The 25,018-nt window shown below is 60.9% G+C and carries 30 protein-coding genes and 2 pseudogenes; 13 read left to right on the top strand and 19 right to left on the bottom strand.

Translation table 11 applies throughout. The features are described from left to right. Positions 1–10: 10 nt before the first annotated feature. On the bottom strand, positions 11–1,348 hold the full coding sequence (locus GGD67_RS24555) for a S41 family peptidase (protein WP_018320263.1): 1,338 nt from the start codon (positions 1,346–1,348) through the stop codon (positions 11–13). 354 nt (positions 1,349–1,702) lie between these two features. Between GGD67_RS24555 and GGD67_RS24550 the strand changes: the two genes are divergently transcribed. The 8 genes from GGD67_RS24550 (at position 1,703) to GGD67_RS24515 (ending at position 8,288) form a co-directional block, all read left to right on the top strand. After that, positions 1,703–2,836 (top strand): alpha-hydroxy acid oxidase, encoded by a 1,134-nt coding sequence (locus GGD67_RS24550; RefSeq protein WP_018320262.1) that lies wholly within the window; start codon positions 1,703–1,705, stop codon positions 2,834–2,836. An 8-nt stretch (positions 2,837–2,844) separates the two neighbouring features. Continuing rightward, complete coding sequence (locus tag GGD67_RS24545) at positions 2,845–3,474, top strand: HAD family phosphatase (protein WP_179736440.1); 630 nt, start codon at positions 2,845–2,847, stop codon at positions 3,472–3,474. Between the two features lie 168 nt (positions 3,475–3,642). Next, on the top strand, positions 3,643–3,849 hold the full coding sequence (locus GGD67_RS24540) for a hypothetical protein (RefSeq protein ID WP_049814976.1): 207 nt from the start codon (positions 3,643–3,645) through the stop codon (positions 3,847–3,849). A gap of 3 nt (positions 3,850–3,852) precedes the next feature. Then, positions 3,853–4,023, top strand: coding sequence for a hypothetical protein (locus GGD67_RS24535; protein WP_179736399.1), 171 nt, complete (start codon positions 3,853–3,855; stop codon positions 4,021–4,023). A 48-nt stretch (positions 4,024–4,071) separates the two neighbouring features. Beyond that, positions 4,072–5,283, top strand: coding sequence for a gephyrin-like molybdotransferase Glp (gene glp, locus GGD67_RS24530; protein ID WP_179736439.1), 1,212 nt, complete (start codon positions 4,072–4,074; stop codon positions 5,281–5,283). Positions 5,284–5,458: 175 nt separating this feature from the next. Next, entirely contained in the window at positions 5,459–6,160 is a 702-nt protein-coding gene (lexA, locus tag GGD67_RS24525) for a transcriptional repressor LexA (RefSeq protein WP_026202323.1), read from the top strand. Positions 6,161–6,693: 533 nt separating this feature from the next. Then, the gene (locus GGD67_RS24520; RefSeq protein WP_018320255.1) at positions 6,694–7,128 is read left to right on the top strand and encodes a hypothetical protein; all 435 of its coding nucleotides are present in this window, start codon (positions 6,694–6,696) and stop codon (positions 7,126–7,128) included. 218 nt (positions 7,129–7,346) lie between these two features. After that, entirely contained in the window at positions 7,347–8,288 is a 942-nt protein-coding gene (locus GGD67_RS24515; RefSeq protein WP_179736437.1) for a GAF domain-containing protein, read from the top strand. A 9-nt stretch (positions 8,289–8,297) separates the two neighbouring features. Here GGD67_RS24515 and GGD67_RS24510 read toward each other — a convergent pair. The 4 genes and pseudogenes from GGD67_RS24510 to GGD67_RS24500 all read right to left on the bottom strand — a co-directional run. Further along, a pseudogene (locus tag GGD67_RS24510) lies at positions 8,298–9,371 on the bottom strand (ComEC/Rec2 family competence protein); the annotation flags it as partial. A 32-nt stretch (positions 9,372–9,403) separates the two neighbouring features. Beyond that, a complete protein-coding gene (locus tag GGD67_RS39965; RefSeq protein ID WP_179736432.1) occupies positions 9,404–10,537 on the bottom strand; it encodes a site-specific integrase in 1,134 nt (377 codons plus the stop codon). 26 nt (positions 10,538–10,563) lie between these two features. Continuing rightward, positions 10,564–10,755: pseudogene (locus GGD67_RS40190) on the bottom strand (helix-turn-helix domain-containing protein); the annotation flags it as partial. A 114-nt stretch (positions 10,756–10,869) separates the two neighbouring features. Further along, positions 10,870–11,130 carry a hypothetical protein gene (locus tag GGD67_RS24500; RefSeq protein WP_179736430.1) on the bottom strand — a complete coding sequence of 87 codons (261 nt, stop codon included), beginning with the start codon at positions 11,128–11,130 and terminating at the stop codon, positions 10,870–10,872. A 433-nt stretch (positions 11,131–11,563) separates the two neighbouring features. Here GGD67_RS24500 and GGD67_RS24495 point away from each other — a divergent pair, with 433 nt between their 5' ends. Continuing rightward, positions 11,564–12,739: a hypothetical protein gene (locus tag GGD67_RS24495; RefSeq protein ID WP_179736429.1), complete on the top strand. Its 1,176-nt coding sequence runs from the start codon at positions 11,564–11,566 to the stop codon at positions 12,737–12,739. On the opposite strand, the gene GGD67_RS24490 is transcribed toward GGD67_RS24495, so the two are convergent. Then, positions 12,736–12,960 (bottom strand): DUF6894 family protein, encoded by a 225-nt coding sequence (locus GGD67_RS24490; RefSeq protein WP_179736427.1) that lies wholly within the window; start codon positions 12,958–12,960, stop codon positions 12,736–12,738. The two genes, GGD67_RS24495 and GGD67_RS24490, sit on opposite strands and share 4 nt — an antisense overlap. A 917-nt stretch (positions 12,961–13,877) precedes the next feature. On the opposite strand from GGD67_RS24490, the gene GGD67_RS24485 reads away from it, so the two are divergent. Genes GGD67_RS24485 through GGD67_RS24475 form a run of 3 tightly spaced genes read left to right on the top strand, consistent with a single transcriptional unit; the run spans position 13,878 to position 15,870 of the window. Then, positions 13,878–14,339, top strand: coding sequence for a hypothetical protein (locus GGD67_RS24485; protein ID WP_179736425.1), 462 nt, complete (start codon positions 13,878–13,880; stop codon positions 14,337–14,339). A gap of 57 nt (positions 14,340–14,396) precedes the next feature. Then, the gene (locus GGD67_RS24480; RefSeq protein WP_179736423.1) at positions 14,397–15,275 is read left to right on the top strand and encodes a CBASS oligonucleotide cyclase; all 879 of its coding nucleotides are present in this window, start codon (positions 14,397–14,399) and stop codon (positions 15,273–15,275) included. Further along, on the top strand, positions 15,268–15,870 hold the full coding sequence (locus GGD67_RS24475) for an SLATT domain-containing protein (RefSeq protein ID WP_179736421.1): 603 nt from the start codon (positions 15,268–15,270) through the stop codon (positions 15,868–15,870). Before GGD67_RS24480 ends, GGD67_RS24475 begins: the two co-directional genes overlap by 8 nt. 44 nt (positions 15,871–15,914) lie before the next feature. Here the strand turns inward: GGD67_RS24475 and GGD67_RS24470 are convergent, their stop codons facing one another. Then, the gene (locus tag GGD67_RS24470) at positions 15,915–18,020 is read right to left on the bottom strand and encodes a phage tail length tape measure family protein (protein ID WP_179736419.1); all 2,106 of its coding nucleotides are present in this window, start codon (positions 18,018–18,020) and stop codon (positions 15,915–15,917) included. Between the two features lie 85 nt (positions 18,021–18,105). On the opposite strand from GGD67_RS24470, the gene GGD67_RS24465 reads away from it, so the two are divergent. Then, positions 18,106–18,288 (top strand): hypothetical protein, encoded by a 183-nt coding sequence (locus GGD67_RS24465; protein WP_092257040.1) that lies wholly within the window; start codon positions 18,106–18,108, stop codon positions 18,286–18,288. A 13-nt stretch (positions 18,289–18,301) separates the two neighbouring features. On the opposite strand, the gene GGD67_RS24460 is transcribed toward GGD67_RS24465, so the two are convergent. The 12 genes from GGD67_RS24460 to GGD67_RS24405 form a co-directional block, all read right to left on the bottom strand. Next, positions 18,302–18,466, bottom strand: coding sequence for a hypothetical protein (locus GGD67_RS24460; RefSeq protein ID WP_179736417.1), 165 nt, complete (start codon positions 18,464–18,466; stop codon positions 18,302–18,304). 149 nt (positions 18,467–18,615) lie between these two features. After that, positions 18,616–18,819, bottom strand: coding sequence for a cold-shock protein (locus GGD67_RS24455; RefSeq protein ID WP_091956977.1), 204 nt, complete (start codon positions 18,817–18,819; stop codon positions 18,616–18,618). A 135-nt stretch (positions 18,820–18,954) separates the two neighbouring features. Next, the gene (locus GGD67_RS24450) at positions 18,955–20,358 is read right to left on the bottom strand and encodes a hypothetical protein (protein ID WP_179736415.1); all 1,404 of its coding nucleotides are present in this window, start codon (positions 20,356–20,358) and stop codon (positions 18,955–18,957) included. Then, positions 20,355–20,573 carry a hypothetical protein gene (locus GGD67_RS24445; protein WP_179736413.1) on the bottom strand — a complete coding sequence of 73 codons (219 nt, stop codon included), beginning with the start codon at positions 20,571–20,573 and terminating at the stop codon, positions 20,355–20,357. The genes GGD67_RS24450 and GGD67_RS24445 overlap by 4 nt, the downstream gene beginning before the upstream one ends. 454 nt (positions 20,574–21,027) lie before the next feature. Continuing rightward, positions 21,028–21,234, bottom strand: coding sequence for a hypothetical protein (locus GGD67_RS24440; RefSeq protein ID WP_179736411.1), 207 nt, complete (start codon positions 21,232–21,234; stop codon positions 21,028–21,030). Positions 21,235–21,245: 11 nt separating this feature from the next. Next, a complete protein-coding gene (locus GGD67_RS24435; protein WP_179736409.1) occupies positions 21,246–21,467 on the bottom strand; it encodes a hypothetical protein in 222 nt (73 codons plus the stop codon). Further along, positions 21,464–21,976 (bottom strand): HK97 family phage prohead protease, encoded by a 513-nt coding sequence (locus GGD67_RS24430; RefSeq protein WP_312013770.1) that lies wholly within the window; start codon positions 21,974–21,976, stop codon positions 21,464–21,466. Before GGD67_RS24430 ends, GGD67_RS24435 begins: the two co-directional genes overlap by 4 nt. Beyond that, complete coding sequence (locus GGD67_RS24425) at positions 21,966–22,157, bottom strand: hypothetical protein (RefSeq protein ID WP_179736408.1); 192 nt, start codon at positions 22,155–22,157, stop codon at positions 21,966–21,968. The genes GGD67_RS24430 and GGD67_RS24425 overlap by 11 nt, the downstream gene beginning before the upstream one ends. Continuing rightward, positions 22,150–22,740 carry a hypothetical protein gene (locus GGD67_RS24420; protein WP_179736406.1) on the bottom strand — a complete coding sequence of 197 codons (591 nt, stop codon included), beginning with the start codon at positions 22,738–22,740 and terminating at the stop codon, positions 22,150–22,152. The genes GGD67_RS24425 and GGD67_RS24420 overlap by 8 nt, the downstream gene beginning before the upstream one ends. Then, positions 22,740–23,273: a hypothetical protein gene (locus GGD67_RS24415; protein WP_179736403.1), complete on the bottom strand. Its 534-nt coding sequence runs from the start codon at positions 23,271–23,273 to the stop codon at positions 22,740–22,742. Before GGD67_RS24415 ends, GGD67_RS24420 begins: the two co-directional genes overlap by 1 nt. 185 nt (positions 23,274–23,458) lie before the next feature. Further along, complete coding sequence (locus GGD67_RS24410; RefSeq protein ID WP_246784359.1) at positions 23,459–24,022, bottom strand: hypothetical protein; 564 nt, start codon at positions 24,020–24,022, stop codon at positions 23,459–23,461. Positions 24,023–24,256: 234 nt separating this feature from the next. Beyond that, positions 24,257–24,577, bottom strand: a complete 321-nt coding sequence (locus tag GGD67_RS24405; RefSeq protein WP_179736401.1) for a hypothetical protein — start codon at positions 24,575–24,577, stop codon at positions 24,257–24,259. Positions 24,578–25,018: the final 441 nt, after the last annotated feature.

Below are 25,018 nucleotides of genomic sequence, written 5' to 3'. Positions count from 1 at the left end.
GCCGCCAGACCTAGTTCGGCACTGCAGCCTTCGACGCGGGCTTTGCGGCCACTGCATTCGCGCTCACGCCGTGCAGGAAGTCGTACGCGGCATGCAGGGCCTTGTCGTCCTCCTCCTTCGGCGGAACGTAGGACTGCGATCCGGTCTGCTCGCCGCCCTCGCCGGCTGAGAGATGCCCGCGCATCTGGGACTCCGCCATGGTGTCCATGCGGCCCTTCAGCTCCGGCGGCACGTCCTGCAGGATCTCGATGTCGGGGGCGATGCCCTGGGCCTGGATCGAGCGGCCCGACGGGGTGTAGTAGCGCGCCGTGGTCAGCGCCAGCGCGCCATTGCCGGCACCGAGCGGAATGACCGTCTGCACCGACCCCTTGCCGAACGAGCGCGTGCCGATGATGGTCGCGCGCTTGTGGTCATGCAGCGCGCCGGCCACGATTTCGGAAGCCGAGGCCGAGCCGCCATTGACCAGGACCACCAGCGGCTTGCCCTTGGTGAGGTCGCCGCCATGCGCAGTGAAGCGCTGGGTCTCTTCCGGACTGCGGCCGCGGGTCGAGACGACCTCGCCGCGCTGGAGGAAGGCGCTCGACACGGACACAGCCTGGTCGAGCAGTCCACCCGGATTGTTGCGCAGGTCCATCACGTAGCCGGTGAGCTTCTCCTGCGGCACCTGCTTGGAGATCGCGGCGATCGCCTTCTTCAGGCCGTCGGTGGTCTGCTCGTTGAACGAGGTGACGCGGATATAACCAATGTCGCCGTTCTCGACGTGGAAGCGCACCGGGCGCACATGGATGATCTCGCGCGTGATCGCGACGTCGAGCGGCGCGTCAGCGCCCTTGCGGACGATGGTGAGCTTGGTCTTGGTATCGACCGGGCCCTTCATCTTGTTGACGGCCTGCTCGAGCGTCATGCCCTGCACGGCCTCGCCGTCGATCTTGCTGATGAGGTCGCCGGACATCAGGCCTGCCTTCGAGGCGGGCGTATCGTCGATCGGCGAAACGACCTTGACGAGGCCGTCTTCCATCGTGACCTCGATGCCGAGGCCGCCGAACTCGCCGGAGGTGGTCTCCTGCATCTCGGTCCAGGCCTTAGCGTTCATGTAGCGCGAATGCGGGTCGAGCGAGGTCACCATGCCCGTGATCGCGCCTTCGATCATCTTGGCGTTGTCGGGCTTCTCGACATAGCTCGCTTTGACGCGCTCGAACACCGTGCCGAACAGGTTGAGCTGGGAATAGGCATTGTCCGCGCTCGCTGCCGCCCGTGCCGCCCATACACCACCGTGCGGGCTGGCGACCAGAAGGGTGAGACACGCTCCGGTGAGCGCGCCCAGAGGGAACAGCAGGGTTTTCCGCATGGATGGGCTTGCCTTTTTGCTTGGCGGTTCGCTTGAGCTTGCTTGGGCTCGTCTCTCGAGACTTGGGAAGCAGACTTGGGAAGCGCCATGCAATTGGCGATCCAATCCACTTCTCACAATACCATTCTGGTTTCTTCAAGGCCGGGATGCACCGCTGACCGGTACACCGCAAAAATCGCTTCGTTCGGGCCTAAACTTTTGGCAACGTTGCAGGACTGGCCCGCCCCCAAAGGTACCTAAAGGGGCAATCGGTGCGCCCGTCCACGCCGCGCAGCCATGCCATTTTAGGATGGTTTTGGAACGCTGGACGGGTTAGGCGATGACACAAGGCTTCAAATTCTCGGGAGGATAACAATGAACGAAGCACCCCGGATCCGGCCGGAACGGAACGTCGAGCTCGGCGCCAGCAACGAGCCGTTCCAAAACCTGCACGAATTCATTCGGAAAGCGCGGGCCAACCTCAACCAGAACGCCTGGGACTACATCGTGGGCGCCGCCGAGACCGAAACCACGATGCGCCGCAACCGCATGGCGCTGGACGAGATCGCCTTCCGCCCGCGCGTGCTGCGCGACGTCCGCAAGGTCGACGGCTCGGTTCAGCAGTTCGGCCGCAGGATGCGCCTGCCGGTGGTGCTCGCCCCCGTCGGCGCGCTCGAGATCTTCGATCCGGATGGCGCGGCGAGCGTCGCGCGCGCTGCCGGCACCTTCGGTGCAGCGCACATGCTGAGCTCGGTGTCCGAGCCCGGCCTGGAGCAGACCGCCGAAGCCGCACCCGATGCGCTGCGGCTCTATCAGCTCTATGTCCGCGGCGACGACGCCTTTGTCGCCGATGTCGTCAGCCGGGCCGAGAAGAGCGCCTATGCCGCCTTCTGCCTGACCGTCGATACCGCCCATTACAGCCGTCGTGAGCGTGACATCGCCAAGCGCTACGTTCGCGAAAGCCGCCTGCGTGCCACCGGCGGCGATTTCCAGAAGGGCCTGGAGTGGCGGACCGTGAAGATGATCAAGGACAAGTTCAGGATTCCGCTGATCCTGAAGGGCATCGCCACCGCCGAGGACGCCCTGATCGCGATCGATCACGGCGTCGAATGGATCTACGTCTCCAACCATGGCGGCCGCCAGCTCGACCACGGCCGCGGCGCCATGCATGTGTTGCCCGAGATCGTCGAGGCCGTGAAGGGCCGCGCCAAGATCATGGTCGACGGCGGTGTCTGTCGCGGCACCGACATCGTCAAGGCGATCGCGGCGGGCGCGGACATGGTCGGGATCGGCCGGCTGCAATGCTGGGCGCTAGCGGCGGCTGGCGAGGCCGGCGTCGCGCGGATGCTGGAGCTGCTGGAGGACGAAGTGCTGCGCTGCCTCGGCCTTTTGGGCGCCACGTCATTTGCCGAGGTCGACAAATCCTGCCTGCATCCGGCGACCGCCACCAACGCGCCGAGCGTGTTCAGCGCATTCCCGCTGTTCGATCACGATCCGTATCGATACTGAGTGAAAGGATGCAAGTGAACTCGCTTTCTCCCGGCAGCGCGGATGCGCTGCTGTTCGATCTCGGGCGCGTGGTGCTCGACATCGACTTCTCCAAGGCGATCGCCTGCTGGGCGGGACATGCCGGCTGCCAGCCCGAGGCCATCGTCGCGCGCTATGTGCGTGACGAGGCTTACCGGCTGCACGAGGTCGGCAAGATCAGCGACGAGGACTATTTCGCCTCGCTGCGTGCTTCGCTCGGTATCGGCATTTCGGACGCCCAGTTCCTGGAAGGCTGGAACGCGATCTTCGCCGGCGAGATGCCTGACATCGCCGAGCTGCTGCCGCGCGCGGCGAAGCAGATGCCGCTCTACGCCTTCTCCAACACCAACCGGCCGCATGTCGACTATTTCTCGAAGGAATACGGCGAACTGCTCGGCCATTTCCGCGCGCTATATCTGTCGTCCAGCATCGGCCTGCGCAAACCGGATGCGGAAGCCTTCGACCATGTCGTCGCCGCCATCGGCGTGCCCGCAGGACGTATCGTTTTCTTCGACGATCTCGCCGAGAATGTTGAAGGCGCGCGGTCGCGCGGGCTGACAGCGGTGCATGTGACGTCGCCGCGCGACGTCGGGAACGCCTTGAAGGCATTGGGCATCTGACGATCTCCGCGCAGCGGGAGACGCCAATGTCGCCAAGTCTTCCGGAACCAATTTTGCCCAAAATGAGGAACCAGAGCGCTTTGTGCATTTTTGTACGGAGTTCCGGGAACGGAATGGCCCCTTACGGACTCTTGAGTCCGTTGGGACTTCTACACCGGACTTATGCACGTGCTGGGCAAAACCTATCTCACCAAGCAAGCCTCTCTCCTGCTTGAATTCGCAAGAACCACCTCGGATTCTGACCTTTCCGCCAAGCTGATCAGCAAGGCCGCCGACCTGAAATCCCAGGCCGATCCGCTGCCCGACAAGGATCAAGGCCCGAAGGCTCCCGACGTCGCGCTGGACGCCGGGCCGGACCGGCCGAGCGGGAGTTGAGCGATGCTGGCCGTGGCGCTCGTCATTCTCGTCCTCGCCATGGCCACCCTCCTGCCGATCGGTCTCGTTCTCTGGATCATGCCAAGCCTGAGCCTGCCTTCCATCCTGGGCTGGAAGCGGCAGGATAAATCCTGCCCGCTCCGCCATTTTGCCTCTGCCCCCGCGCTCGGCTAGAAGACTGTCGGAACATTTCATCCGAACGTGCCGAGCAGGAGTTTCGCCGTGGCCTTGATGCCGGTTTCCGACGCCCTTGCTGCGGTGCTGGCGGGTGCAGAGCCGCTGCCTGCAGAGATGGTTTCACTCGACGAAGCCTACCATCGCGTGCTCGCGCAGGACGTCGCTGCGCGGCGCACCCAGCCGCCCCAGGCGATGTCGGCGATGGACGGCTATGCCGTGCGCGCGGCCGATGCGGCAACAATGGGTTCCACGCTGACAATGATCGGTGAGGTCGCGGCGGGCCGTCCGTTCACGGGAAAGGTCGGCGCCGGCGAAGCCGTGCGGATCTTCACCGGCGGCGTCGTTCCCGACGGCGCGGATGCGGTCGTGATCCAGGAGGACACGATCGCCGAAAGCAAGCACATAACGATCAAGGAAGCCGCGATCGTGGGTCGGCACATCCGCCCCGCCGGCGTCGATTTCCGCGAGGGCGACGTTCTCCTGCGCAAGGGAACCCGTCTGACGGAGCGCGATCTCGCCCTCGCCGCCGGAATGAACCACCCGCAGCTCGCCGTTTGCCGCCGTCCGAAGGTCGCGATTCTCGCCACCGGCGACGAACTGGTGATGCCGGGCTCAACGCCCGGGCACGGCCAGATCGTCTATTCCAACGGCTATGCCCTGCACGCGCTCGCCCGCAGCGAAGGCGCCGAGACCATCGACCTCGGTGTCGCCGCCGATACGCTGGAGGCCACCACCGCCGGCATCCGCCGCGCGCGTGAAAGCGGCGCCGACATCCTGGTCACGACCGGAGGCGCATCGGTCGGCGACCACGATCTGGTCCAGCAGGCGCTCAAGGACGAAGGCATCGCGATGGCGTTCTGGAAGATCGCGATGCGGCCCGGCAAGCCGATGATGCACGGGCGGTTAGGGGCGATGGGCGTCATCGGCCTGCCCGGCAATCCCGTGTCGTCCTACGTCTGCGCCTTCCTGTTCATGGTGCCGCTGATTCGCGCGCTGTCGGGCCGTTCAGTGATTCATCATCATCGCGAGCGCGTCGTGCTGGGCCGCGATCTCGGCGCCAACGACCAGCGCGAGGATTATCTGCGCGCGCGCCTGGAAAAGCGCGACGACGGCGCGCTCGTCGCCCTTCCCGTCAGCCATCAAGACTCCTCTCTGCTTGCGAATCTTGCTGCAGCACAGGTACTTCTCGTGCGCGCACCGTTTGCGCCGAAGGCCGAGGCCGGCAGCCCCTGCGAGGTGCTGCGGCTCCCCGTCTGAACTGCGCCGCCACACGCATTCCGTGAGTTTCGTTCTGTTCACGGTAAATTAAGCAGTTGCGGAACACATATCGAACATATAGTGTCCGTTCATGATTTGTTTCGAGATGTAGCGGCTTATCGCTGAACTCATCGTCTCGGAATCGAACGACATCAACCGGGGGACTTTGTTCGAGATGTTAACGCGCAAACAATACGAGCTTCTGCGGTTCATCAGCGAGCGCTTGAAGGAAAGCGGCGTGCCGCCGTCCTTCGACGAGATGAAGGATGCGCTCGACCTGCGCTCGAAGTCAGGCATCCACCGCCTGATCACCGCGCTCGAGGAGCGCGGCTTCATCCGCCGCCTGCCCAACCGCGCCCGGGCCATCGAAGTGATCAAGCTGCCGGAGCTCCAGGCTGCCGCCGGCAACCGACGCGGCTTCACGCCAAGCGTCATCGAGGGCAATCTCGGCAAGCTACGCGCGAGCTCCAGCCCGTCCGCGGACGAGGGCGAGCGACCCGTTGCGGTGCCCGTGATGGGCCGCATCGCGGCCGGTACTCCGATCGAGGCTTTGCAGACCCGCAGCCACACGATCAGCGTGCCGCCCGACATGCTCGGCTCCGGCGAGCATTACGCGCTCGAAGTGCGCGGTGATTCCATGGTCGAGGCCGGCATCCTCGACGGCGACATGGCGCTGATCCAGCGCAATGAGAGCGCCGATACCGGCGACATCGTGGTGGCACTGATCGACGACGAGGAAGCCACGCTCAAGCGCTTCCGCCGCCGCGGCGCCTCGATCGCGCTGGAGCCCGCCAATGCCGCTTATGAGGTGCGCATCCTGCCGCCGAACCGCGTGAAGATTCAGGGCAAGCTGATCGGGCTTTATCGCAAGTACTGATACCGGAAGTACTCGATACTGAAGTCTTTAGCGCCTCGCGCGCGCCTTCGATCGGCCTCGCCGATCAGAGATTGGAGCGGATGACGGTCCGCTCCGGCTGGATAGTCTTTCTGGTATCGCACAGATTGTCCGGCCCCTCCTCCTTTCGCGACATCCTCGGCAGGCCGCGCGACGCAACATCGCTTCGCGGCCTTTCGAGTTCGAGGGGGGACGGCCCAAATGCGCAGCTCGTTTGAGTGCAGCCGCAGCAACGCTGATCGCAACATCAGCATCGCAAGCCGTTGCCGCGCAAGCGCATCACTCCGCCGGTCGTTGACACGCGCGGTTGTCGAGACGCGGCTGCCAAATGCACGGAAGCCGACTTTGTTCCTAACAAATTCGGAAAAGATGGAAAAGATAATGTGATCGCGGCTCGCGGATCCCAGCCGCAGATTTGCCTACAACCGAGCAGACCGTCACGTGCTTCCACTCTGGTAGGGGCCTGCGCCTCCGAAAGAGGTGCGGGTCGCTATCTCTGCATTGAGGAGCACCCGATGTGTGACTACAGCCTGCATGCCGTCGCGACGCGCCCCGCAGAAGTCGGCGAGACGATCGTTACGACAACATTCCGCGGCACCTCGACGCGCGGCTTCGCCTCCGAAGCCGATCTCTCCGTCGCGGTCTGCCTGCTGCCGGGGACGGAGCTCGCCTTCGCCGACGACGTCCGTTACGACAACCGCTGGATCTGGACGCGCACCGTCAACTCCCGCGTCGGCAAGTTCGGCAAGATCGATCCGCACATTCCCGATCGCCATCATGACGCGATCGAATTCCCGGACGGCAAATCCGTGCTGGTGACGCAACTGGTCGAAGGCCAGCGCGCAACCGTGCTGCAACTGCCGGTGACCCAGCCGATCGGCGAGCGCGAGCACAAGCCGCAGATCATCGCCGACAGTCGCCCGACGGTCACACGACTGCCGATCGGCTGACGCCCTCCGCCCGATAAGCCGAGGGCCAGGATTGAAATGCCGTCGCCGGCCGAGGCCGGCGAGCCCGGTGGGTTTTTGTTTCATGAAATTCGATCGGCGAGCGCCGCCGCCTCGCCTCGTCGCCGCACGAAGTTTGAGCCGTGCTGCCTGAATTTTGAACGTCCGCTCCGCAGCCAAATGACCGATGCTGTCGTGGTTTGAGGCGGCGGACACGCTCGATGAAAACCTTCATTCGCGTCGTTGAACTCTGGGTGCCTGACCGGACGCGCATGCGGCTGGAATTCGGCGGCGGCCTCTACGATGAAGGGCTGTCCGCGTTCAAGGCCGTCAGCGAAGAGCTGCACTTCGGATATGACGAGGGGCTTCCAGGCAAGGCCTGGGCCTGCGGCCATCCCGTCATCCTCACGAAATTCGCCAACTCCTATTTCAAGCGGATCGATCAGGCCGTCGCGGCCGGCCTCACCTGCGGCGTGGCGGTGCCGGTGTTCGCAGGCGAATTCCTGCAAGCCGTGATGGTGCTGTTCTGCGGCGACGACGAGGCGCATGTCGGCGCGATCGAGCTCTGGCACAACGATCCTGATCTCTCCCACGAGATGGGCCTCGTCGACGGCTATTACGGCGCGGCGGACATGTTCGAATTCAACTCCCGCCACACCAGGTTTCCTCGCGGCTTCGGCCTGCCCGGACGCACCTGGAAGGCGGGCCTGCCGCTGATCATCAAGGACCTGCACGACGCCAAGAGCTTCCTGCGCTGGGAGGACGCCGCCAAGGTCGGGATCAATCTGGGGGTCGGCGTACCCTACCGAACCGGCACCGACCAGACCTGGGTTTTGACATTCCTCTCGGCGCAGGCAACGCCGATTGCGCGACGCTTCGAGATCTGGGTCCCGAACGAGGCCCGTTCGGCACTGGTCTTTCGCGCCGGCGATTGCAGCGCGCAGACCGACCTTGCCGCACGCTATGCGGACAAATCCATTGCCCGAGGCGAAGGCAGCATCGGCGGCGCCTGGGCCACCGGCATGCCCGCGCTCAACGACGATCTCACCCATGACGGCTCGATCGCCGGGTCCGAGGCCTGCGCAGCCGGGCTGAACCGGATGGTGGCCCTGCCAGTCATCGGCAACGCAAGGCTCGAGGCCGTGCTGGCCTGGTATCTGTAATCGATGGCGTCAATCGTCGGCCTGCAAGTCTGTCTCCGATGGCGTTGCATCGCGGGTGCGGGGAGCCGCCTTCGGCACGAGGCTGCCGTCGAAATCACCTTCGCCGACACCGGCCGGTGACCACGGGCGGTTCGTGCCGCTCGCCCTCACCGCCTGAACCGAAAAGCCGTCGCCGCGCTGCGTCAATGCCAGCGCGCCCTGGCGAGCGAGCCGCTGCCGATCCACCACCATCGCCGCACAATCCGGCGGCGCGGGCCGCGACGTCACCACCAGCGTGGCGCGGCTGCAATCGTCCGCCAACGCGTCGATGCGCGAGGCCAGCGCGACCAGCCGTCCGTCGGCGAGCGGCGTCACGCAGCCGGACTCGTCGCACGATATGCCGCTCGCCAGCGCGCTACTGCCGGCATCGCGCGGATCAGCGTCGGCAGACAACCACTCCTTCAGCAGGAAATTGTCCTTGCCTGCCCTGATCAGATGCAAACGCCCGTCCGCGCCCCGCACCGCGACGCTCGCGCCGTCCCCGGCGATCAGGATATCGGGCTGCCGCACCGACAGCCCCCAACCGATGGAAAGCAGCAGCACCACGGCACCGCCCCAGCGCAGGGGCGTGCGCAACAGGCCCATCACGATGACCCCCAGGCTCGCTGCGATCAGCGGCGCGATGCCGAAGGCCGGGATGCGGCCGACCGCGCCCGGCAGTGCCGCCACCCAGCGCGAGACCGCGACCATCCAGTCGATCCCGATCCCCATCAGCCACCAGAACACGCCGTCGAGCCCGAACGGCGCTGCGAGCAGGCCCAACAGCCCCGCCGGCATCACCAGCGCAGAGACCACCGGCATCGCGCCGAGGTTGGCGAGCACGCCGTAGGGCGTGACGCGGTGGAAGTGGAAGGCGGCGTAGGGCGTGGTCGCAAGCCCTGCGATCAGCGAGGCCAGGAACAGCATCGCGATCTCGCGGCCGCCCCACAGCGCGATCCGCGCTGTCGCCGAATGATCGGGGGACGCAAACAGGTTCGGCATGCCGATCTGCACCAGCGCAACAAGTCCGAGCGTCGCGGCGAACGACATCTGAAATGTGGAATGCGGATTCGCGCTTCGCTCGTCAACTCAAGGGCTTAGCCTGCCTCCCGGAGCTTACTCCGGGACTTTTTCCGGGACTCTGCGAGCCGCTCGACAGCTTCGGCAACGTCCTCGTCCAGCACATGCGCGTATCTCAGGGTGCTCTTGATATCCCGGTGATTGAGCGCCTTCTTCACCAGCTTGAGATTGCCGCTGTCGCGTAAGAGCTTGGTCCCGAAGTCGTGCCGGAAGTCGTGAAACCGGAAATCAGCTAGTCCAGAAATGGCTCTGAGGCGCTGCCAGGCGGTCTTGGTGCCGGTGTAGGTTAGAGGGTAGCGCTGCCCCCTCACCCTACCCAAGCGTTTGTTTCCGTAGACAGCCACGTAGGTGAATACGAAGTCCGGATGCTGGCCCTGTAGCGGGAAGAGTATCTCGCGAACCGCTGGCGTGATCGGGAACACCACACGACGGCCGCCCTTGCCGAGGCGAACTATCTGCCGGGTGCCGAAGTCCACCTCGGACCACCTCAGCGTCACGCATTCCTTTAGCCGCATGCCGCTGGCGCGGACGAAGTCAAAGAACGGCCCATAATCAGCACGCATGGCCTCGTCGAGCGCCTCGGCCTCCTCGATCTTCAGTTCTCGGACACGCTCCTCAGGCTCGGCCAGCAGCAGGTCTTCCCACTTCGGCTCGCTCTCGAATACCGCTCCATCAGCCTTGGCAAAGGTGAATAGCCGCTGCAGCACCTTGGTCGTGGAGCGATTGACGGTGGCATTCGACACCAGCGGCAGGGCCTGCTCCTGTTCTTTGGTCCGCTTGCCACGCCGCGAGACGCGATGCCCTCGCCGCCACGCCACCATGTCCTTGGCCGCCTTGTGGTCTATCTCTGTGAGCGGCTTCTCCTTGCCGAAATATTTGATCAGGCGCGCAAGGTTGGTTTCAGTTGCCTTCGGTTCTGAGTCGTACCGCGCGCTGTCGTTCCAGAGGCGGTCGGCAACGTCATCGATCGCCAGCGACGCCTTAGCGCGCCGAGTCGCCTTCACGAGCGCCTTGGCCTTCTCTAGCTCTGCGGCCTCAAACCTTTCCGCTTCGCGTCGAGTCGTGCATTTCGTGCTGCCGTGAAACCGATTGCCGGCGTGCTGGAAATCGAACGAGTAATACGGCGAACGCTTGTCACGGTAGACGGACACGGCACTTCCCTCCTGCGGCGGGCTTCAATGAAGTCATTCAGATCCGTCTCAGTGAAGCGCCGCCGAGGACGCTTTTTGCCGAGTCCGACGTTGATGTATCCGATAGCACCCTCGCTAACGAGGTCGCGGAGATGATCTTCGGTGATATTAAGCCGAGAGGCCGCTTGCTCGGGCGTGAGCAAGCGGCTGTTGTCGTTCGCTGGAATGGGCAAGAGCACGCCCTTTGAGAAATATTGCTCTGCGGACCTCGCCGGCCTGAGCCGACGCACAGGGGCGCGGCTGGTCACCAGGGGCGATTCAGCCGCGCTAGCCGATATTATACCACAGCCGGATTAGGCCGCTCTGGGCGTGCCCAACCGCTCTACATCGGCCCTGAGGCTCTCCCGGATTGCGTCCAGCCAGCCGGTGGTGGGGTCGGTAGTCAACTCGTTGATGAGAAGACACGCCTTGGCGCCGAACTCAGCCCAGTTCGCCGCGGGCGCGTCGACTATTTCTTTCTGGATGCCGGCAGCTGCGTCGAGATCCGCAGCGGTGCGATGCGACATAATGAGGTGCGAAAGGCGTTCGCCTGCGGTCAGTGTGGCGGTGGTCATGTGTGATGCTCTTCGATTTGGCTGTTCAAGGCCGTCGCCGGTTACAGACCGGCAGCCGGGAGTTGAACACCTGCCGAAGAGACAGGCCGGCGCACTTTTAAGGGTTTTCTCTCTGGACATGGCACGCCGCTCCCGGCCATAATGGCCAGGTCGGCGCACCCGCCAAGGTGCAGCCAAGCGCATAAAGCCCGCCAAGGCTCGTAGCGCATCTATCGGCAGCCACCCCGCCAAGGGTCGCCCGCCTCATCTTCGGTCCGGGTGTTCAAGCCCACGGACAGCTTCCCACGATTCGGTAAAAAATCCAGCCCTACCTTGGGGCGCTTCGGCGCGTCCACAGATGCGCGAGCGGTTGTGGGAAACCCGCCACAATGACTTGCCTCCACAACACAGTAGCTTGAGCATTTGTCCGGGGCGCGCGCCTTGGGAATGCGCAATGGTCACCAAAGAAGAACTGTCCGAACTAGTTTGGTCCAAGCCTTTGGCTGAGGTCGCGGAGGAGTTGGGGGAGTCTCGCGGCTCCGTGATTAGTATGTGCAACATCTACGGTGTTGCTAGACCCAAGCAAAGCTATTGGGCGAAATCTCCGGACGGAAAAACACCCAGGAAGGTCCGGCTCCGACCGCCGCATACTCATCGGCTGATTCGCGATGCCAAAGAGCACTTCGAACACTGCAGGCCGCTCAATAGCGACGGCATAGTGGGCTTGTTCAAAAGCAGCTACTTAAAGCCATACAAAAAGCTTCTGGTCGACATAACGACATCGAAGGGCACTCTCGATAAAGCCCTCAGATTTGCCAACGATCTCTTCAGCACCCTCGAATCTGCTGGTCATCGCGTGACGCTGGCTCGGCGTGGAGAAAACCTGAGACGAGCCGCAATTGATGAGCGCGAGACTCGATGGAAACGCCCCCGCAGTTATTTCGATAGTCTCTGGTCACCCATGGCACCGACTGTTGTCTACATCGGTAGCGTGGCAATCGGACTGGCGGTCGTCGAAATGTCTGAAGAGGTGCTCCTCCGATACGTTGGAGGCAAATACGTTCGAGATTCCGACTGCGCAATGTCCGCATACCTCGTAGATCGCACCCGGACAACCACACAGGATGCGCCCTCTGGCCGGCTTCGATTGCTAACCTACTCCCCCTATTACCGCGTCGAGTGGTCAACAACCTGGCAAGACACGAAGGACTCTTCAATTCAGTCGAGCCTTAAGCAAATCGTAAAGTCGCTAGAAGGCGCAGCCAGTGAGATTGCCATAAAACTAAAAGAGGAGGATCGAAAGGCCGAAATCGCTCGTCTAGAGCGGCTTGCTGCCGAAGAGAGGTATAACCGAGAGGAAGATAAGCGCCGCGCACAGCAGTCGATTAAGGACAGCCAAGAGCACCTGGGACAGATCATTCAGCAGTGGTCGAATGTGATGAACGTTGAGCGGTTTCTCGCCGGAGCGGCTGAGCGCGCAACCACCCTGCCAGAGGCCGAGAGAAACACGATGCTGGAACGCCTGAACCTCGCGCGGCAATTCCTGGGCACACAAGATCCGCTAGATTTCTTGCGATCGTGGAAAACGCCAGACGAACGTTATCAGCCTCTGTTTCCATTAACAGACTAGTTGACCCGAATGCCAACCACGTGCCGCGCTATCTCAGCCCTCGCGGCGTCGAGCACCAAAACGACCGTGCCAGCACCGCGGTCGAATTCCGGATCGCTCCCGATATCGCGTGCGATCTGCGCGCCGTATTGGACTGCTAGCTCAGCCGAGCCAAACGTCTCGCCAGCATCGTCCGCCTGTGGATGCCCGTTGTGGATGATCGGGAAGTAGTAACGTTGCACAGCATGGCCTCCTGTTAGGCCATCATGCATCATCTCGGCACCGGCCGAACCCGTCAGAAATGACAGGCTGGCCTCGCGCGAAAAGATGAGGCCTGGGGATCACGCACCTTTCCCCCCAAAAAAGCTGGATAGCTGCGGAACCGCCCTTGCGACTCCCTTACGACTCGTTCATGAAACTAGACGGTGCATCCGAATCGCCCACTCCGCGATGCGTGGAAGTCGTCATGGCTTACACGGATTTCGGCGGCTTCGCTCGTCGAAGGAGGGCCAGGCTCGATCCTGGCGCGATCTCGGAAAGGAGGTGAAACAGCATGTTTCACTACCCGCACTGTGGTGGCAGCCGCCCCGTAAGCGTTCGCGCTTACACTCGGTTCCGCCTCGGGAAGCTGGAGTGGGTCATCGCCCACTGCCGCGGACTGCCCAGCTAAGTAGCTGAACAGTCCGTTCTACAGCGTGACTTGGGGGGGTGCTCATGGCATCCCCCTCTTTTTTCCGGCGAACCGGATTCCTAGAACAACCCAGCGCGGGCATTCGTTGCAGTAGACCTGCGTTAAAGTGGCTGTTCGAATTCTTTTCAATGGGTTGGTGGTCGGCGAACTGAATGTCGCCGTTTATGGTTAACGGGTCGTTAACCCGCCTTGCCATAGTTCCTCCCCAGACCCGCGACATTTCGAGTCGCGTTAGTAATTCCTTAACGAATTACTAACTCGCGCTTGACCGAGGAATCAAGCCTTGCGTTTTTTGGAGATTTTCAAATTTCCTCGATTCGAGCCGTCATCAACCGCTTTTTGCGAGGTTAGAGCCATATATGGGCGATGCCTTCGCATCGCTACCCCACCTATTGCGTCTCTTAGAAAGGCTAGTTGCCCCCTACGCCTACCTCGCCCTATGGTGGCGCTTTGGGTCCGGGGGCCAATATGCGTTATTTGGGAATCGTGGCGCTTTGCGCGCTGCTGGGCGGTTGTGTCACGCAAAGCGATACTGCTCCAGCCATCGCTTATCAGCGCACGGTTGCTGCCGACGTCGCAACCAAAGTCATCTTGTCGAGCCGATCGACGATTTGGAAAGACCCGTACTCGATCCGCGACGCCAGAATAGCCGAGCCGGTGACCTGCCCTATACAAAACGGGATGTTTCCGGCGGCGACGTCGTGCGTTTGCATTGAGGCAAACGCCAAAAATTCTTATGGCGGCTACACCGGAATCCGTAGGACGATCGTCATCATCTCATCAGCCAATAGCGCCTTCCTCAACACTTCAGACGGCGGGATTAAGGGCTTCGAGGAAATCTGCCAAGGCACGCAACCCTTTCCCCAGCTTAATGGCGACTACATCGAGCCCAAACCATCATCGAAGCCTGCGAGGCAGCCGGCCACTTAGGTCGGCTTCCATCCCGGGTTGCGCGGTGTATGCTACGTCACTTTTTCCGGTAGTCTCATGCCCTACACGATTCCAGAATCCTTCGCGAAACTCCGATCCAACTTAGAAATCACCTTTGACCAGGCCTTGACGGTCTCAACCCGTCAAAACGGTGTTCGCGAAACGGTCAACGCCGGCATGAAAGTAATCGACGACTTTCTGACGGGCTCCTACATGCGATCGACAATGATTTCGCCGCTGAAGGAGGCGGACGTAGATATCTTCATCGTCCTCGATCCTTACTACTTTAATCACTACAACAACCAGAACGGCGGACCAGCCGCGCTGCTGGATTATACGAAGCGTCTGCTGCTCAAAACTTACACTTCGACCCCAGACATCAGCCGCAACGGTCAGGCTGTCTCCATCCGCTTCGCCGACTTCGTGGTGGACGTTGTCGTTGGCTTCAATCGTACAGGTGGTGGCTATATCATCGCCAATTCGATGAATAATTCTTGGCTATCTACAAACCCGAAGCGGCACGTTGAAATCAGCTCCGAGACCAACAAGGCGCACAACGGGCAGTTCATCCCGATCATCAAGATGATTAAGTCTTGGAATAAGGCCCACGGCAGCTTCTTCAGGTCATTCCATATCGAGGTTCTGGCGCTAGAGATATTTCGAGGCATTCGTATTGACGACTTCCCCTCGGGGGTCCGGTTCTTTTTCGATAAAGCTCGGAGCGCAGTGAGGACTCAAAACAAGGACCCGGCCGGATACGGCGACGACATCGGACGGTACATCACCCAGGGGACCGTGGACGACGCTACACGTCGGTTCGAGAGTGCATACGCGGTGGCCGTAAATGCTGAGATGATGGCGAACCGCGGGGACGTCCGCGGCGCGGTTGAGAACTGGCGGAAACTCATGCCTTACCATTTTCCCGCCTATGGCTGAGATGACCACCGGCGAGCGGCCCGCCTCAAAGGCCCTGGAAGAGATCATCCGTGAGGCGAAGCGTCTCGAAGAGAGCACGCTCTATTCGATGAAGGGCCACCACGTCGCCTCTAACGGTTGGTCAAACCGAAACCTCTGGCTTGGCCTGCCTGTTGTTGTTATCTCCGGCTTGGTCGGGGCTACGACCTTCTCGCAGTACGCCGAGACATACCCAGCTGTAAAAGTCGTCGCAGGCTTGTTTTCGGTTGCCGTCGCTGTTCTTTCTGGCATCACGACCTTCCTAAATCCGAATGACAAGGAGAGTGCCCACCTCAGCGCGGCACACGGCTTCGACAAGCTTAACAACGACGCTCGTCTTTTTTGGTCTGTCGATTGCTGGCAAGAGGCTTCGGACGTTGTTTTGACCTCTCAATTGAAGGAGCTGGTCGAGCGCAAGAACGAGCTCAATAGCAACAGCCCTCAAATTCCAAGCTGGGCCTACAAGAAAGCCAAGGCCGGAATTATCGCAGGTGAGGCCAAGTTCGAGGTAGACAACCCGGATGCTCCGGCGGCCCTACCACATCAGACGACGCTGCCATCAGACAAGCCGGGTTAGCACTCGTACGCTCTAGCAGGCCGCCGCTCCCTCCTGCCCCACCCTCACAACATCCTCCCCGTCCTAGCCCGCCTTACAGTCGCGACAACCCGTCCAGGCAACTCCGCTTCAAGCTGGGCCAACTGTGCCTGCACGCGTGCCAACCCCTCCCTGTCGGCGCCACGAGCGTCAATGCTGATTGTGACGGGAGCAGAGACACCTCCACCCATACCATTGCGCAGCACATTGTTCGGGATAACCTGCGAGCCACGCGGCAGGTTGACTAGCTCGGGACCGTTTTCACCGACGATAGAGGGGCCGCCAGGGGCGAAATTGGTGCCCTTCGCATATTTCGGAAAGAGCTGCGAGCCAACCTGGATCGTGTCTACAGATCCACCACCACCGAACAAGCTGCCGATATTGAACCCGCCACCACCCGAGCCGCCAAACGCAGACGACCAAAGCTGGTCAGCCGCCATCTGGGCTAGCTTGTCGGAAATCTTGGTGAGTGCGTTAACTCCGGCGGACTTCAGGGCGTCCATGGCGGATGCACCGTTGCGAATCTGCTGCGTGAAGTCTGTGAAGATGCCGCGAGTGATGTCTTGACCGATGTCACTGATCCGCTGGAGTGCGTATGCACTACGCAATGCGGCTGCCTCCGTGGACTGGAGGGCGGCCGGAACATCGTTGCCGTAGATGCTCTTGAGCTGGCTGGCAATAGCAACATCTTCAGGCGTCAGAAATGCGGTCTTCACAGCGAAATCGGTTCTTGACGCGATGTTTGCGCGAGCCAATTTGTCAGCGGCGTCGCCCGCGGCGATAGAGACCTTCTCAATTTGAGCCGCAACATCAGGGGCGACTTTGCCAAATGCCTGTTGGGCAGCCTCGGTAAGCTTGTACTGAGTTTCGAGCCTCGTAAGCTCACCAACGCCTTTGCCAACGGCTTCAAGATCGCCACCGAGGCCAGCGGTTCTCTTGTTGGTCGAGTTAATCGTGCTCTGAAACTGCTTTACCGCCTGCTCTTGGGCCTTGGCAGCATCCTCTGCGGCTTTCTTGCGCTCGTTCGTAGAGAGGATCGATAATTGGTCGTTTCTTACGCGCGCGACCGCCAAGCGCTCCTCGGTGCTACCGGCCTGCACTAGCGCCTTAGTGTAGTTTTCCATGACCTTCTGACGGTCGGTCAAATCTGGTGAGACCGTCCCGCTCAGGGTTTTCATCGCTTTGGCAAAAGCCTCGCCCTGCTCTGCCGCGGCCAAAGCATCGGCGCTAAGATTGCGCAGCGCCTTCGATGTTCCCTGAATTGCCTCTTCGGCGAGGCCAGCGCTCTTAGACATATCGAGCAACTCTTGCCCGATTTTTCGAACGCTTGGATCACTCGACGAGTCAACAATCTGGGATACAGCGAGCCGGAAGGCCCTAATATCCGGCGTGCCGTTCGCCGCCTGCTGCCGTAGCTGATTAATGGCATCACCAAACGCCTTGAACTTCGGATTGTTTTCTTCCGTAAACTGGCCGGCGGCGTCTCCGAGTTGGGTAAAGGTCGTGACCGTCGCCAGCAGCGAATTCGTCAGATTGCGGAGATTCTTTCGGACCTCATCGGTCTTAAGCCCGATCAGCGCCGCCTGAACATCTGCTGACTTTTTGACTACGACATCAATGCCTGTCGCGGCCTCGCCATAGGCTTCCTTGAGAGACTTGATTAGCTCAGCGTGCGCTTTCAGATTATCGTCAACATCGTCAACCGCACCGATTGCTTTCGCGCCGTACTGCACCGCTGCGCCACCTAAGGCGATCACGGCAATCGTTGCCAGCGACGTTGGGGATAAGAGCGACGCGAACGCACTGCCCAGAAGCGAGACGGCACCAGTTGCCCCGCCCTGCCCCAGAACTTGGCTGATTTGCGTGCCCTGCTGGAGGGCAACGGTGAACGGCGACTGGCCACCCTGCAGCTGGACCGCAATATCCTGAAACTGGGCAGCGAGATTAGCGGTCTGGAATTTTGCTGCGCCGAGCGACTTAGCGACCTCGTCAATCTTCTTAGGCGCCTTCGTAAAGGCGTTGCCCAAGCTGCTGTCGACCGCGCCGATCTGGCCTACCAGCTTGTCAAGCTGGCGTTGCATGGCTCGGGTGTCGGCGGAAATAGAGAGAACTAGTTGTTCGTTATCAGCCATTAAATGTCCGAAATGAAATTGAGTGATCGTTGCGCATCGCGCGCCATGTGCTAAACGGCGCCTTGACATCAAAGGAGCGCCGGTCTTGGCCAAAAAGACAAAGAAAACTGTTCGCCGCGAGTGGACGAAGGAAGACATCAAGGATCTGAAGGCGCACTCGAAAGCGCGGACGCCGGTTGTCAAAATCGCTAAGATGACAAAGCGGACTGAGGGCGCGCTACGTCAGAAGGCTATCGTGCTGGGAATCGGGCTCGGACATCAGCGCTGATAGATCAATAAGCTCACCCCTCACGCTTATCGCTTGTGCTGGCGCCTTCGGCCAGCTTCATCCAATCAGCTGCAAGCCTCAACCAGGCTTCCTTATCCGGTCGTTTAATCGCCCTTTCGGCCAAGCGGCGGCATTCCTCAGCTTCGATTCGATAGCGGTCCGCTTCCTGCTCGCTCATCCTTCGACTCCCCAGCGAACCAACGCAGGATGGCCGATGACAGCATCGGAGGAAATGCGACCATAGGCCCATTAAGAGCAGGCCGGAGAGTTGGAACCGACGCGGGCCGCGACGAAGCCGCGAACCCGTTGGATCGGAAGGTAAGCGGATCAACCGACTCGTAAATTTTCCGCTGAGTCCTTGCCGCGATTGTTCACGACGTCAAAGCTGACTTTGGCGCCCTCGGCAAGAGAGCTAAAACCAGCCTTCTCGACTGCCGAGATGTGAACGAAGACGTCCTTGCCGCCGGAGTCCGGCTGAATGAACCCATAACCCTTTGTCGGGTTGAACCACTTAACTGTACCCATAGCCACTTTGAATTCTCCATTTCTAAAAGGCAAAGCTAGTGCTCGAATTTAGACGAAAGAAAGGCTAGCGCCCGCGCCGGCACCAGCGGCGCCGGTTGCTGCTCGAAAACAGGCAAAGCCAGCCTCATAAGAGCAGCGCCCTTATCCGACTACAGTGGTATGGGTCACGCCATAAGACGCACTGGCCGTTCCGCCGCCCAGAGCACGCAAGCCGAAGTCTGAATAGTGATATCCCTCTGAGCTTGCGCTTACGTTGTAGGTCGCGGAAACGGGACAACGGAACGACGTGCCGCCTGGGTTGACGTCGGCCTGCCCGCCGACAGTGACGCCGTCCAGCATGTTCATCACGCCAACGGCGCCGTTGTTCACGGAATTGGTGACAATGCCGTAGGTGATCAGTTGCAGCAGCTCACCGGCCCAGCAAAGATACTCAACCTTCGAGACCGCTTTTTCGACATAAGAACCAGTTGAGGTCTCTGTCGACGTCCCATCGAGCGCGCCAGCCAATGAGCGTCGGTCACGGTTGAACCATGAGATTACAAAACGTTGCGTAGCGCTGTCGGCCCAAGCCGGCCCCGTGACTACCCTGGCCATGCCGACGAGCGAACGCGCATCGTCGCCGCTCTTAATTTCGGTACCTTCGTTGCCACTGGTGGTCGACGTTGCGTGCGCGGTCGTCGATGCTTCAAGCGCGTTGACCACGCCGCCCGACTGCGTCGCATAAATAAAATAGCTCGTCCCCGGGGTGAGGCCGGTAGGCGCCAGCGACACGCCCGCATTCGGAACTGTGCAGACCTGGCCGTTGATTCTGATCGCGTTGCCGTTGAACTGTTGCAGGACAAGATTCGACCCGGATTTGACAAGCTTGCATTGTCCCGTCGCGCCCGCCCCCGCTGGTCCAGTCGCGCCAGTCGCACCATTGGAGCCAGCCGCACCCGTGTCGCCCTTGCTCGCGAGCAATTGCCAATAGGTCGTATTCGGTGCGGTGTGCCCAGCGCTCGGAGTTTCGTTGATGTAGATATAGGACGATCCCGACGTCGTCTGGACATCGCCGTAGGAATAGACCGTGGCGTTATCGTAATCGCCTGTGAGGTTGAATCCTTTGTAGATACCCAAAAACGTCCAGACGCCAGCGACCCGCTCCCAGGTCTTACCAGTGGTAGGCTGGAACGCGAACTGACCATCGTCGCCTAGCGATGGATCAGGCACAGTCTCGTCAATGCCGACGAAAACAAAATAGCCGGACGTGTTGAAGGCCGCGACAAGCTGGCTGACGGTAGCCATTGCCTGCGCGCCAGCAAAACGCTGCGGCGAGACTTGCCAAATTGTATAGGCGACACCGCTTTGATTGCCGCCGCCCCACGGCGGAATGACCAGATGCGTTGTGTCGGTCACATCCGAGATGACCGACTGAAAATTGCCTATCTGGAAAATGTCGCCGGGCTTGGCAATGGTGCCTAACCAGTTTGTGCCGGAGCCCGTAACGGTCGTTCCGCCTGCGGAAACCGACGCGGTACCGGTGGAGTAGCTGACGAGTGCGGTCATTGGTTCACTTTCGGTTCGACACCTTCAGCCGCTTCATCGATCCGCATGTGTTGACCATTGATTGTTTGCCAGACCTGCCAGGACTCCGTGCCGGCTGGTTTAAAAACGAACCCGTCGACTGCATCCTGCGTCGAGGCGGTGAGGTGGTGAGATTTATCTTCCATGTCTGTCATCCTCTGTTTGCTGAGGTTTGGCGCGTCAATCGAGCAGGTCATCGGTCTCCTCCTCAGGCGCCCACGACACCTTGCTCGCATCAGTCGGGGTCATGCCCATTGAACCGAGACACAGCCGCAGCAACCCCATTGCCTGCACGCCAACATCCTGGCCGGAAGCAAGGCGCGCTCGTACGACGCTGGCAATCTCGACTAGGCCGCGGTGGCTGTGATTCAACCAAGGCGCTTCAGCTTCGAACGTGTGCCAGGCTGCGGCCTGTGCCGGAGTCATCCATTTCGGCGGTTCGCCTAATGGACCGCTGGTTGGTTCGTTGCGATGGCGGTGGCGCTCAGGGTGGATAATGTCACTGCCCTGAACTAGGGCTTTTGCCCTCGGCAGACGTGGTTTCGGCAAAGTTGCCCTCAACATTTGAATGGGAGAAGCGCGTGAAATGGGGGGCCGCCGGTAGCTAATGGCGAGGCCTGGAAAGCCGCTCTACACCCCTCCCCAGACCCATTAGCCCGCGCTGATCGTCAACACGTTGCTGTTCGCCCAAAGCTGCCCAACAACATGAGGATCCGCGGTCGGCAGCCCGGTGACAATCAACTTGCCAGCTGCGTTCACGGAGAACGTGGCATTGCCGAACTTGATGGATCCGCCGGCCTCGACGGTCAGCTGGTCACCACCAACGTCCCGATGTACTTTAGTGCTATAATTGCTCATTCAAATCACCATCACCAAATACGTAGAACATCAACAACATGCCCATCATCATCGCGCACGCATTCGAAACGATCGCCTGCGCGCATCTCGAATGGGCCTTGCCACTCAGGACGGCGCCGCGTTGCCGCTAGGTTGTTTGCATGGATTTGCACGGTGCTGCAGTCATCCAATTCGGCAATGCCTCGGCGACGGTTGCGGTCCCACGAATGAACAAGGCCGGATAGCGTTTTCATCTCAAAATTCCCCGCTTCCGCTGCGCTGCTTCGATGCGGCGTCGGGCTGCATCACTATTACTAGCGCGCAATGCAGCCGTTGTGGTCGGATAGGCTGGAAACCCAGTCAGCGTGATCTCGTACAGATCCACATCAGTGATCGTGCGTAACGGCAACCGGTAGTCATCCTCTTCAAAAGCCCACTCCTCGGCTTTAACCCTAAATCCGAAACTGCAGCCCTGCACGTCGCGTCGGCCGACCGTTCCTAGTGCGGTTTGACCTTCCGGCGTGGTTGGGTCCACAGTCAAAGAGAAGTACAGGCCGCCACTATTCTCTCGCAGTGAAAGTGTGCCGGCAGAGGTGCGTCCCAGCACTCGACCACTGTCATGATTGAGCAGCATCACAACGTCCGGCCGCTCCTTCAGAGTGCGAGTGAACGCTCCCTTAGCAAGGCGTTCGCGAAAATAGCCCCCAATGTCGGTTTCGACCCCGAAAACGGCGGCAAAGCCTGTGATTACGTTATCGGCCACGATACTTCGCCTCGGCGGCAGCGAGCCTCGCCTCGCTCCTGCCGAGCTTGGAACGGGCGCGCAATTCGCGCGCAATCTCGATGGGATCGGTGTCGGCGTAGACCTCAGCCTTGCCTGGCAACTTAATGCGGCGCGATTGCTTGCTAGTCCGCGTCCGTTTTGAGGTGGCTTTCTCAAACATTGTGCGCCTCCTTCACTTCCCTGAGGAAGTAGAACACCTTGCCTTCGCGCCGATCGCCCATGAAGTGGGGTGCAATCGGACGCAAATAGCTTTTGTTGACGTCTTCAACGTCCAGCCGGTCCAACAGCTCGTCAACGTCCTGGCGCGCGGCTTCCAGAGCGAGTGCGACTTCGCATAATGCGCTAAGACGGCGCCGGTATTCCTGAAGCACGGTGCCGCAAACGATTTTGCTCGCAGCATTCCGCGATTCGTCGAGACGTCGCCGCAATATCTCCGTTGCGCTCTCATTGTTCGCCATCTCAGCCGAGACTTCGCGCAGTTTTTTCGAAAGGCTGGCGACGCTTTCTTCCGCGTTATCGCCAAGCAATTTGGCGACGGCGAGCGAAATCGGTTTCTTACCGGATGCCTCCGCCTCCTTAGCTGCCTTGACATCCCGCCGAAGCAAGGCGCGTTCTGCGTTCAGTTCGTTATAGCGGGTTTGCAGTTCAGTATGTTTCGCTACTAGGCCTGCATGTTCCGGGCTGGCCTCGATCAGGGAGGGCACAACAAATTCGTCGGCAGTTTTCTTTTTCAGAGGAGCCATCAGGCAACAACCTTTCCAAAAATATCTTCGAATGCGTCCGCAATCGCGGCGACGTTCAATGTGGTAGACTTGTGGTGTCCACGTTTCTGCCAATGGGTCGCATCGCTACCCGGCATGCAAAATCTAGCAACGCTGCCGTCCGGCTTATGAATCGCGAGAGCGCGGGAGTTATGAGAAATCTCGACCTGCGATTTACGAGCCTGGCCAACGCCAGCTCTGGCGTCCTCGATCAACACGGCAACAGCGATCGAGGCGGTTGGAATTGAATCTGGAGCGCCGACCAGCGGCACGCCGCCTGGAGTCAGGTAATTGAAGTTCATGACCGCTTCGGGCGCATAGCCCAGCGTCGTGTCCGCGGCCAACCCTGCGATGAGATCCAGAACATGCTCCTCGTTCACCTGAGGTGGCGAGCTGGGGGTGCCGAGCGGCAGTTGCCCAGCCTCCTGCAGTCGGCGCGCGACGCCGACGCTCCGTGAGCGCGGAAATTCAAGGTGCCGCTCGATTGCATCGAGCGCAGCGTTAAGCGAGGCCATGGCGGCCGCGATCCTTTCAGATTTAGGAGTTGCGATTAGAGGGTGAAATAAAAAGCCGATCGGCGGCTCACGGCGCTAGGCCGGAAAAATGGGCGACGCCGGTAGTGGGCCGGCGCGCCAAAGTGTGCACGTCACGTCGGGGACGTCAGCAACGCCCTCGAATACATACGGTCCGGCGATTTTATTTATGCCGCTTGCCTGCGCACGGGGGTGTTATCATTCGCCGCGGCAGGTGCCTTCCTCGGCGGCCTACCGCGCTTGGGCTTGTATGGTACCTCGGCCCACGTATCGGATGCAGCGTCCAGCATCGCTATAAGCCTGTCCTCCTCGGCACCAATCTGCAGCAGCCGTCCACCGACCGCAGGAACCGTACGGCCAGCCAAGAATTCCGCACCCTCCGCAACCGCGGTCGACCATCGCGACCACGGCGCGCCGACGTCCTGGTCGTGCTCCACCAGCACTGGCCGGGCCGGGTTGCCTGGCTTCGCGAGCCGCCTGCTGCCCTTGGGTTGGCGATATTGCTCGGCCGTTGAATGCCAGCGGTTGTCCAGGCCGAGCCACTTGGACATGTCGGCGTTGAATGTGTTCCGCGCAGCCTCGTCCAGCTGCTTGCCGAAAGCTGGCCCCATGCCCGGAAAGCGGCGATGAAGGATCCGGTTGAGTTCAGTTGGGCTGGGCCGCGTCTCGATTATGCAGTCGGCGCCGAGCGGCTGGTTGTCGTTTGCGTGGTGCATTGATTTCTTTCGCAACGTGACGTTCTGGCCATTTGCTGGCTCTTGGCGTGGCCGGTTACCGGCTGCACACTTTTTGGAAACCTGCGGGATTTAGTTTGCGAGGGGGCCGCCGGTAGTTAGCGGCCGTGATCTGAGAGATTGCAGTGGCCCCCTTGGAAGTCGGCCCCAGGGCTAGCGCGATCAGGCGCTTAGCTGCGGAAACGGGGCTGGAGGAAATCGCCCCGGTCAGGCTTTGGCGTGATGGATCGCTCACGCAGCGTCGTCGTCCGCCGCATCGTTATCGTTGGCGGGCGCGAGCACATATCGGCCGCCCTGCAGGTAGACGATGCAGCCAATTAGCTCTGCGGACTCATTGAGTTCGTCAAGGCCAGCAGAAGCGCACAATTTCTGAATCTCGCGCTGTCCATCGTCCTGAATACCTTTATCGGAAGACTCCAACGCAATGACATCGCCACCGCCTTCCTCGAAATCCAAGGAAAGCCAGGTCTCGCCATCTTCGGTTTCAACGATCGCGCTAACAATCTTCTTCGTGACGACTGGCGGCGGCACCCTATAGGTGCCCGCCGACATGTCGGCACCTATAGGCCCTTCCGTAGGAAGGCCATAGGATTGGTCCCGCGTGGGCGCGGTAGCTATGCTGTCTAGATACCGCACGGGTGCGGTAACAAAGCTCCGTAGCTCCCGCGTGGGCGCGGTAGCTACAGTGGTGCAACTAGCTACCGCGCCAGCGCGGTTACTACGGTGCGCACGCCGTCGCCGCCTTTTGGCCTCTGCGAGCGGCTTGATGTAATTGTAAATTGCGGTCGCGGTGTCCCGCACCCATTTGAACGGCAAAAGGTATGTGTTGCCGCGCCGGCCAACGCCCTGCTCCGCTACGGTTATGTATCCGCGCTCGGCAAGATGAGCGATTGAACGGGCGGTGCTGGCATCATCACGCCCGGTTTCTTTGGCGAGGTGTGCAGCCGATGTCGGCCGCGTCGTCCCACCCTTAGGCCCGTCCTTCAAATACCT

Source organism: Bradyrhizobium sp. IAR9, from assembly GCF_013408065.1.
Classification (GTDB): Bacteria; Pseudomonadota; Alphaproteobacteria; order Rhizobiales; family Xanthobacteraceae; genus Bradyrhizobium.
This window is presented reverse-complemented; position numbering and strand designations above follow the sequence as displayed.

What these genes read in the sequence shown, in the direction of transcription:
- GGD67_RS24460 (WP_179736417.1), bottom strand. Translation starts at nt 18,466, where the DNA reads ATGAGCGAGCAGGAAGCGGACCGCTATCGAATCGAAGCTGAGGAATGC.
- GGD67_RS24550 (WP_018320262.1), top strand. Translation starts at nt 1,703, where the DNA reads ATGAACGAAGCACCCCGGATCCGGCCGGAACGGAACGTCGAGCTCGGC.
- GGD67_RS24445 (WP_179736413.1), bottom strand. Translation starts at nt 20,573, where the DNA reads ATGACCTGCTCGATTGACGCGCCAAACCTCAGCAAACAGAGGATGACA.
- lexA (WP_026202323.1), top strand. Translation starts at nt 5,459, where the DNA reads ATGTTAACGCGCAAACAATACGAGCTTCTGCGGTTCATCAGCGAGCGC.
- GGD67_RS24440 (WP_179736411.1), bottom strand. Translation starts at nt 21,234, where the DNA reads ATGAGCAATTATAGCACTAAAGTACATCGGGACGTTGGTGGTGACCAG.
- GGD67_RS24420 (WP_179736406.1), bottom strand. Translation starts at nt 22,740, where the DNA reads ATGGCTCCTCTGAAAAAGAAAACTGCCGACGAATTTGTTGTGCCCTCC.
- GGD67_RS24450 (WP_179736415.1), bottom strand. Translation starts at nt 20,358, where the DNA reads ATGACCGCACTCGTCAGCTACTCCACCGGTACCGCGTCGGTTTCCGCA.
- GGD67_RS24480 (WP_179736423.1), top strand. Translation starts at nt 14,397, where the DNA reads ATGCCCTACACGATTCCAGAATCCTTCGCGAAACTCCGATCCAACTTA.
- GGD67_RS24515 (WP_179736437.1), top strand. Translation starts at nt 7,347, where the DNA reads ATGAAAACCTTCATTCGCGTCGTTGAACTCTGGGTGCCTGACCGGACG.
- GGD67_RS24555 (WP_018320263.1), bottom strand. Translation starts at nt 1,348, where the DNA reads ATGCGGAAAACCCTGCTGTTCCCTCTGGGCGCGCTCACCGGAGCGTGT.
- GGD67_RS24425 (WP_179736408.1), bottom strand. Translation starts at nt 22,157, where the DNA reads ATGTTTGAGAAAGCCACCTCAAAACGGACGCGGACTAGCAAGCAATCG.
- GGD67_RS24520 (WP_018320255.1), top strand. Translation starts at nt 6,694, where the DNA reads ATGTGTGACTACAGCCTGCATGCCGTCGCGACGCGCCCCGCAGAAGTC.
- GGD67_RS24500 (WP_179736430.1), bottom strand. Translation starts at nt 11,130, where the DNA reads ATGACCACCGCCACACTGACCGCAGGCGAACGCCTTTCGCACCTCATT.
- GGD67_RS24435 (WP_179736409.1), bottom strand. Translation starts at nt 21,467, where the DNA reads ATGAAAACGCTATCCGGCCTTGTTCATTCGTGGGACCGCAACCGTCGC.
- GGD67_RS24475 (WP_179736421.1), top strand. Translation starts at nt 15,268, where the DNA reads ATGGCTGAGATGACCACCGGCGAGCGGCCCGCCTCAAAGGCCCTGGAA.
- GGD67_RS24485 (WP_179736425.1), top strand. Translation starts at nt 13,878, where the DNA reads ATGCGTTATTTGGGAATCGTGGCGCTTTGCGCGCTGCTGGGCGGTTGT.
- GGD67_RS24495 (WP_179736429.1), top strand. Translation starts at nt 11,564, where the DNA reads ATGGTCACCAAAGAAGAACTGTCCGAACTAGTTTGGTCCAAGCCTTTG.
- GGD67_RS24545 (WP_179736440.1), top strand. Translation starts at nt 2,845, where the DNA reads ATGCAAGTGAACTCGCTTTCTCCCGGCAGCGCGGATGCGCTGCTGTTC.
- GGD67_RS24470 (WP_179736419.1), bottom strand. Translation starts at nt 18,020, where the DNA reads ATGGCTGATAACGAACAACTAGTTCTCTCTATTTCCGCCGACACCCGA.
- GGD67_RS24415 (WP_179736403.1), bottom strand. Translation starts at nt 23,273, where the DNA reads ATGGCCTCGCTTAACGCTGCGCTCGATGCAATCGAGCGGCACCTTGAA.
- GGD67_RS24535 (WP_179736399.1), top strand. Translation starts at nt 3,853, where the DNA reads ATGCTGGCCGTGGCGCTCGTCATTCTCGTCCTCGCCATGGCCACCCTC.
- GGD67_RS24405 (WP_179736401.1), bottom strand. Translation starts at nt 24,577, where the DNA reads ATGTCGGCGGGCACCTATAGGGTGCCGCCGCCAGTCGTCACGAAGAAG.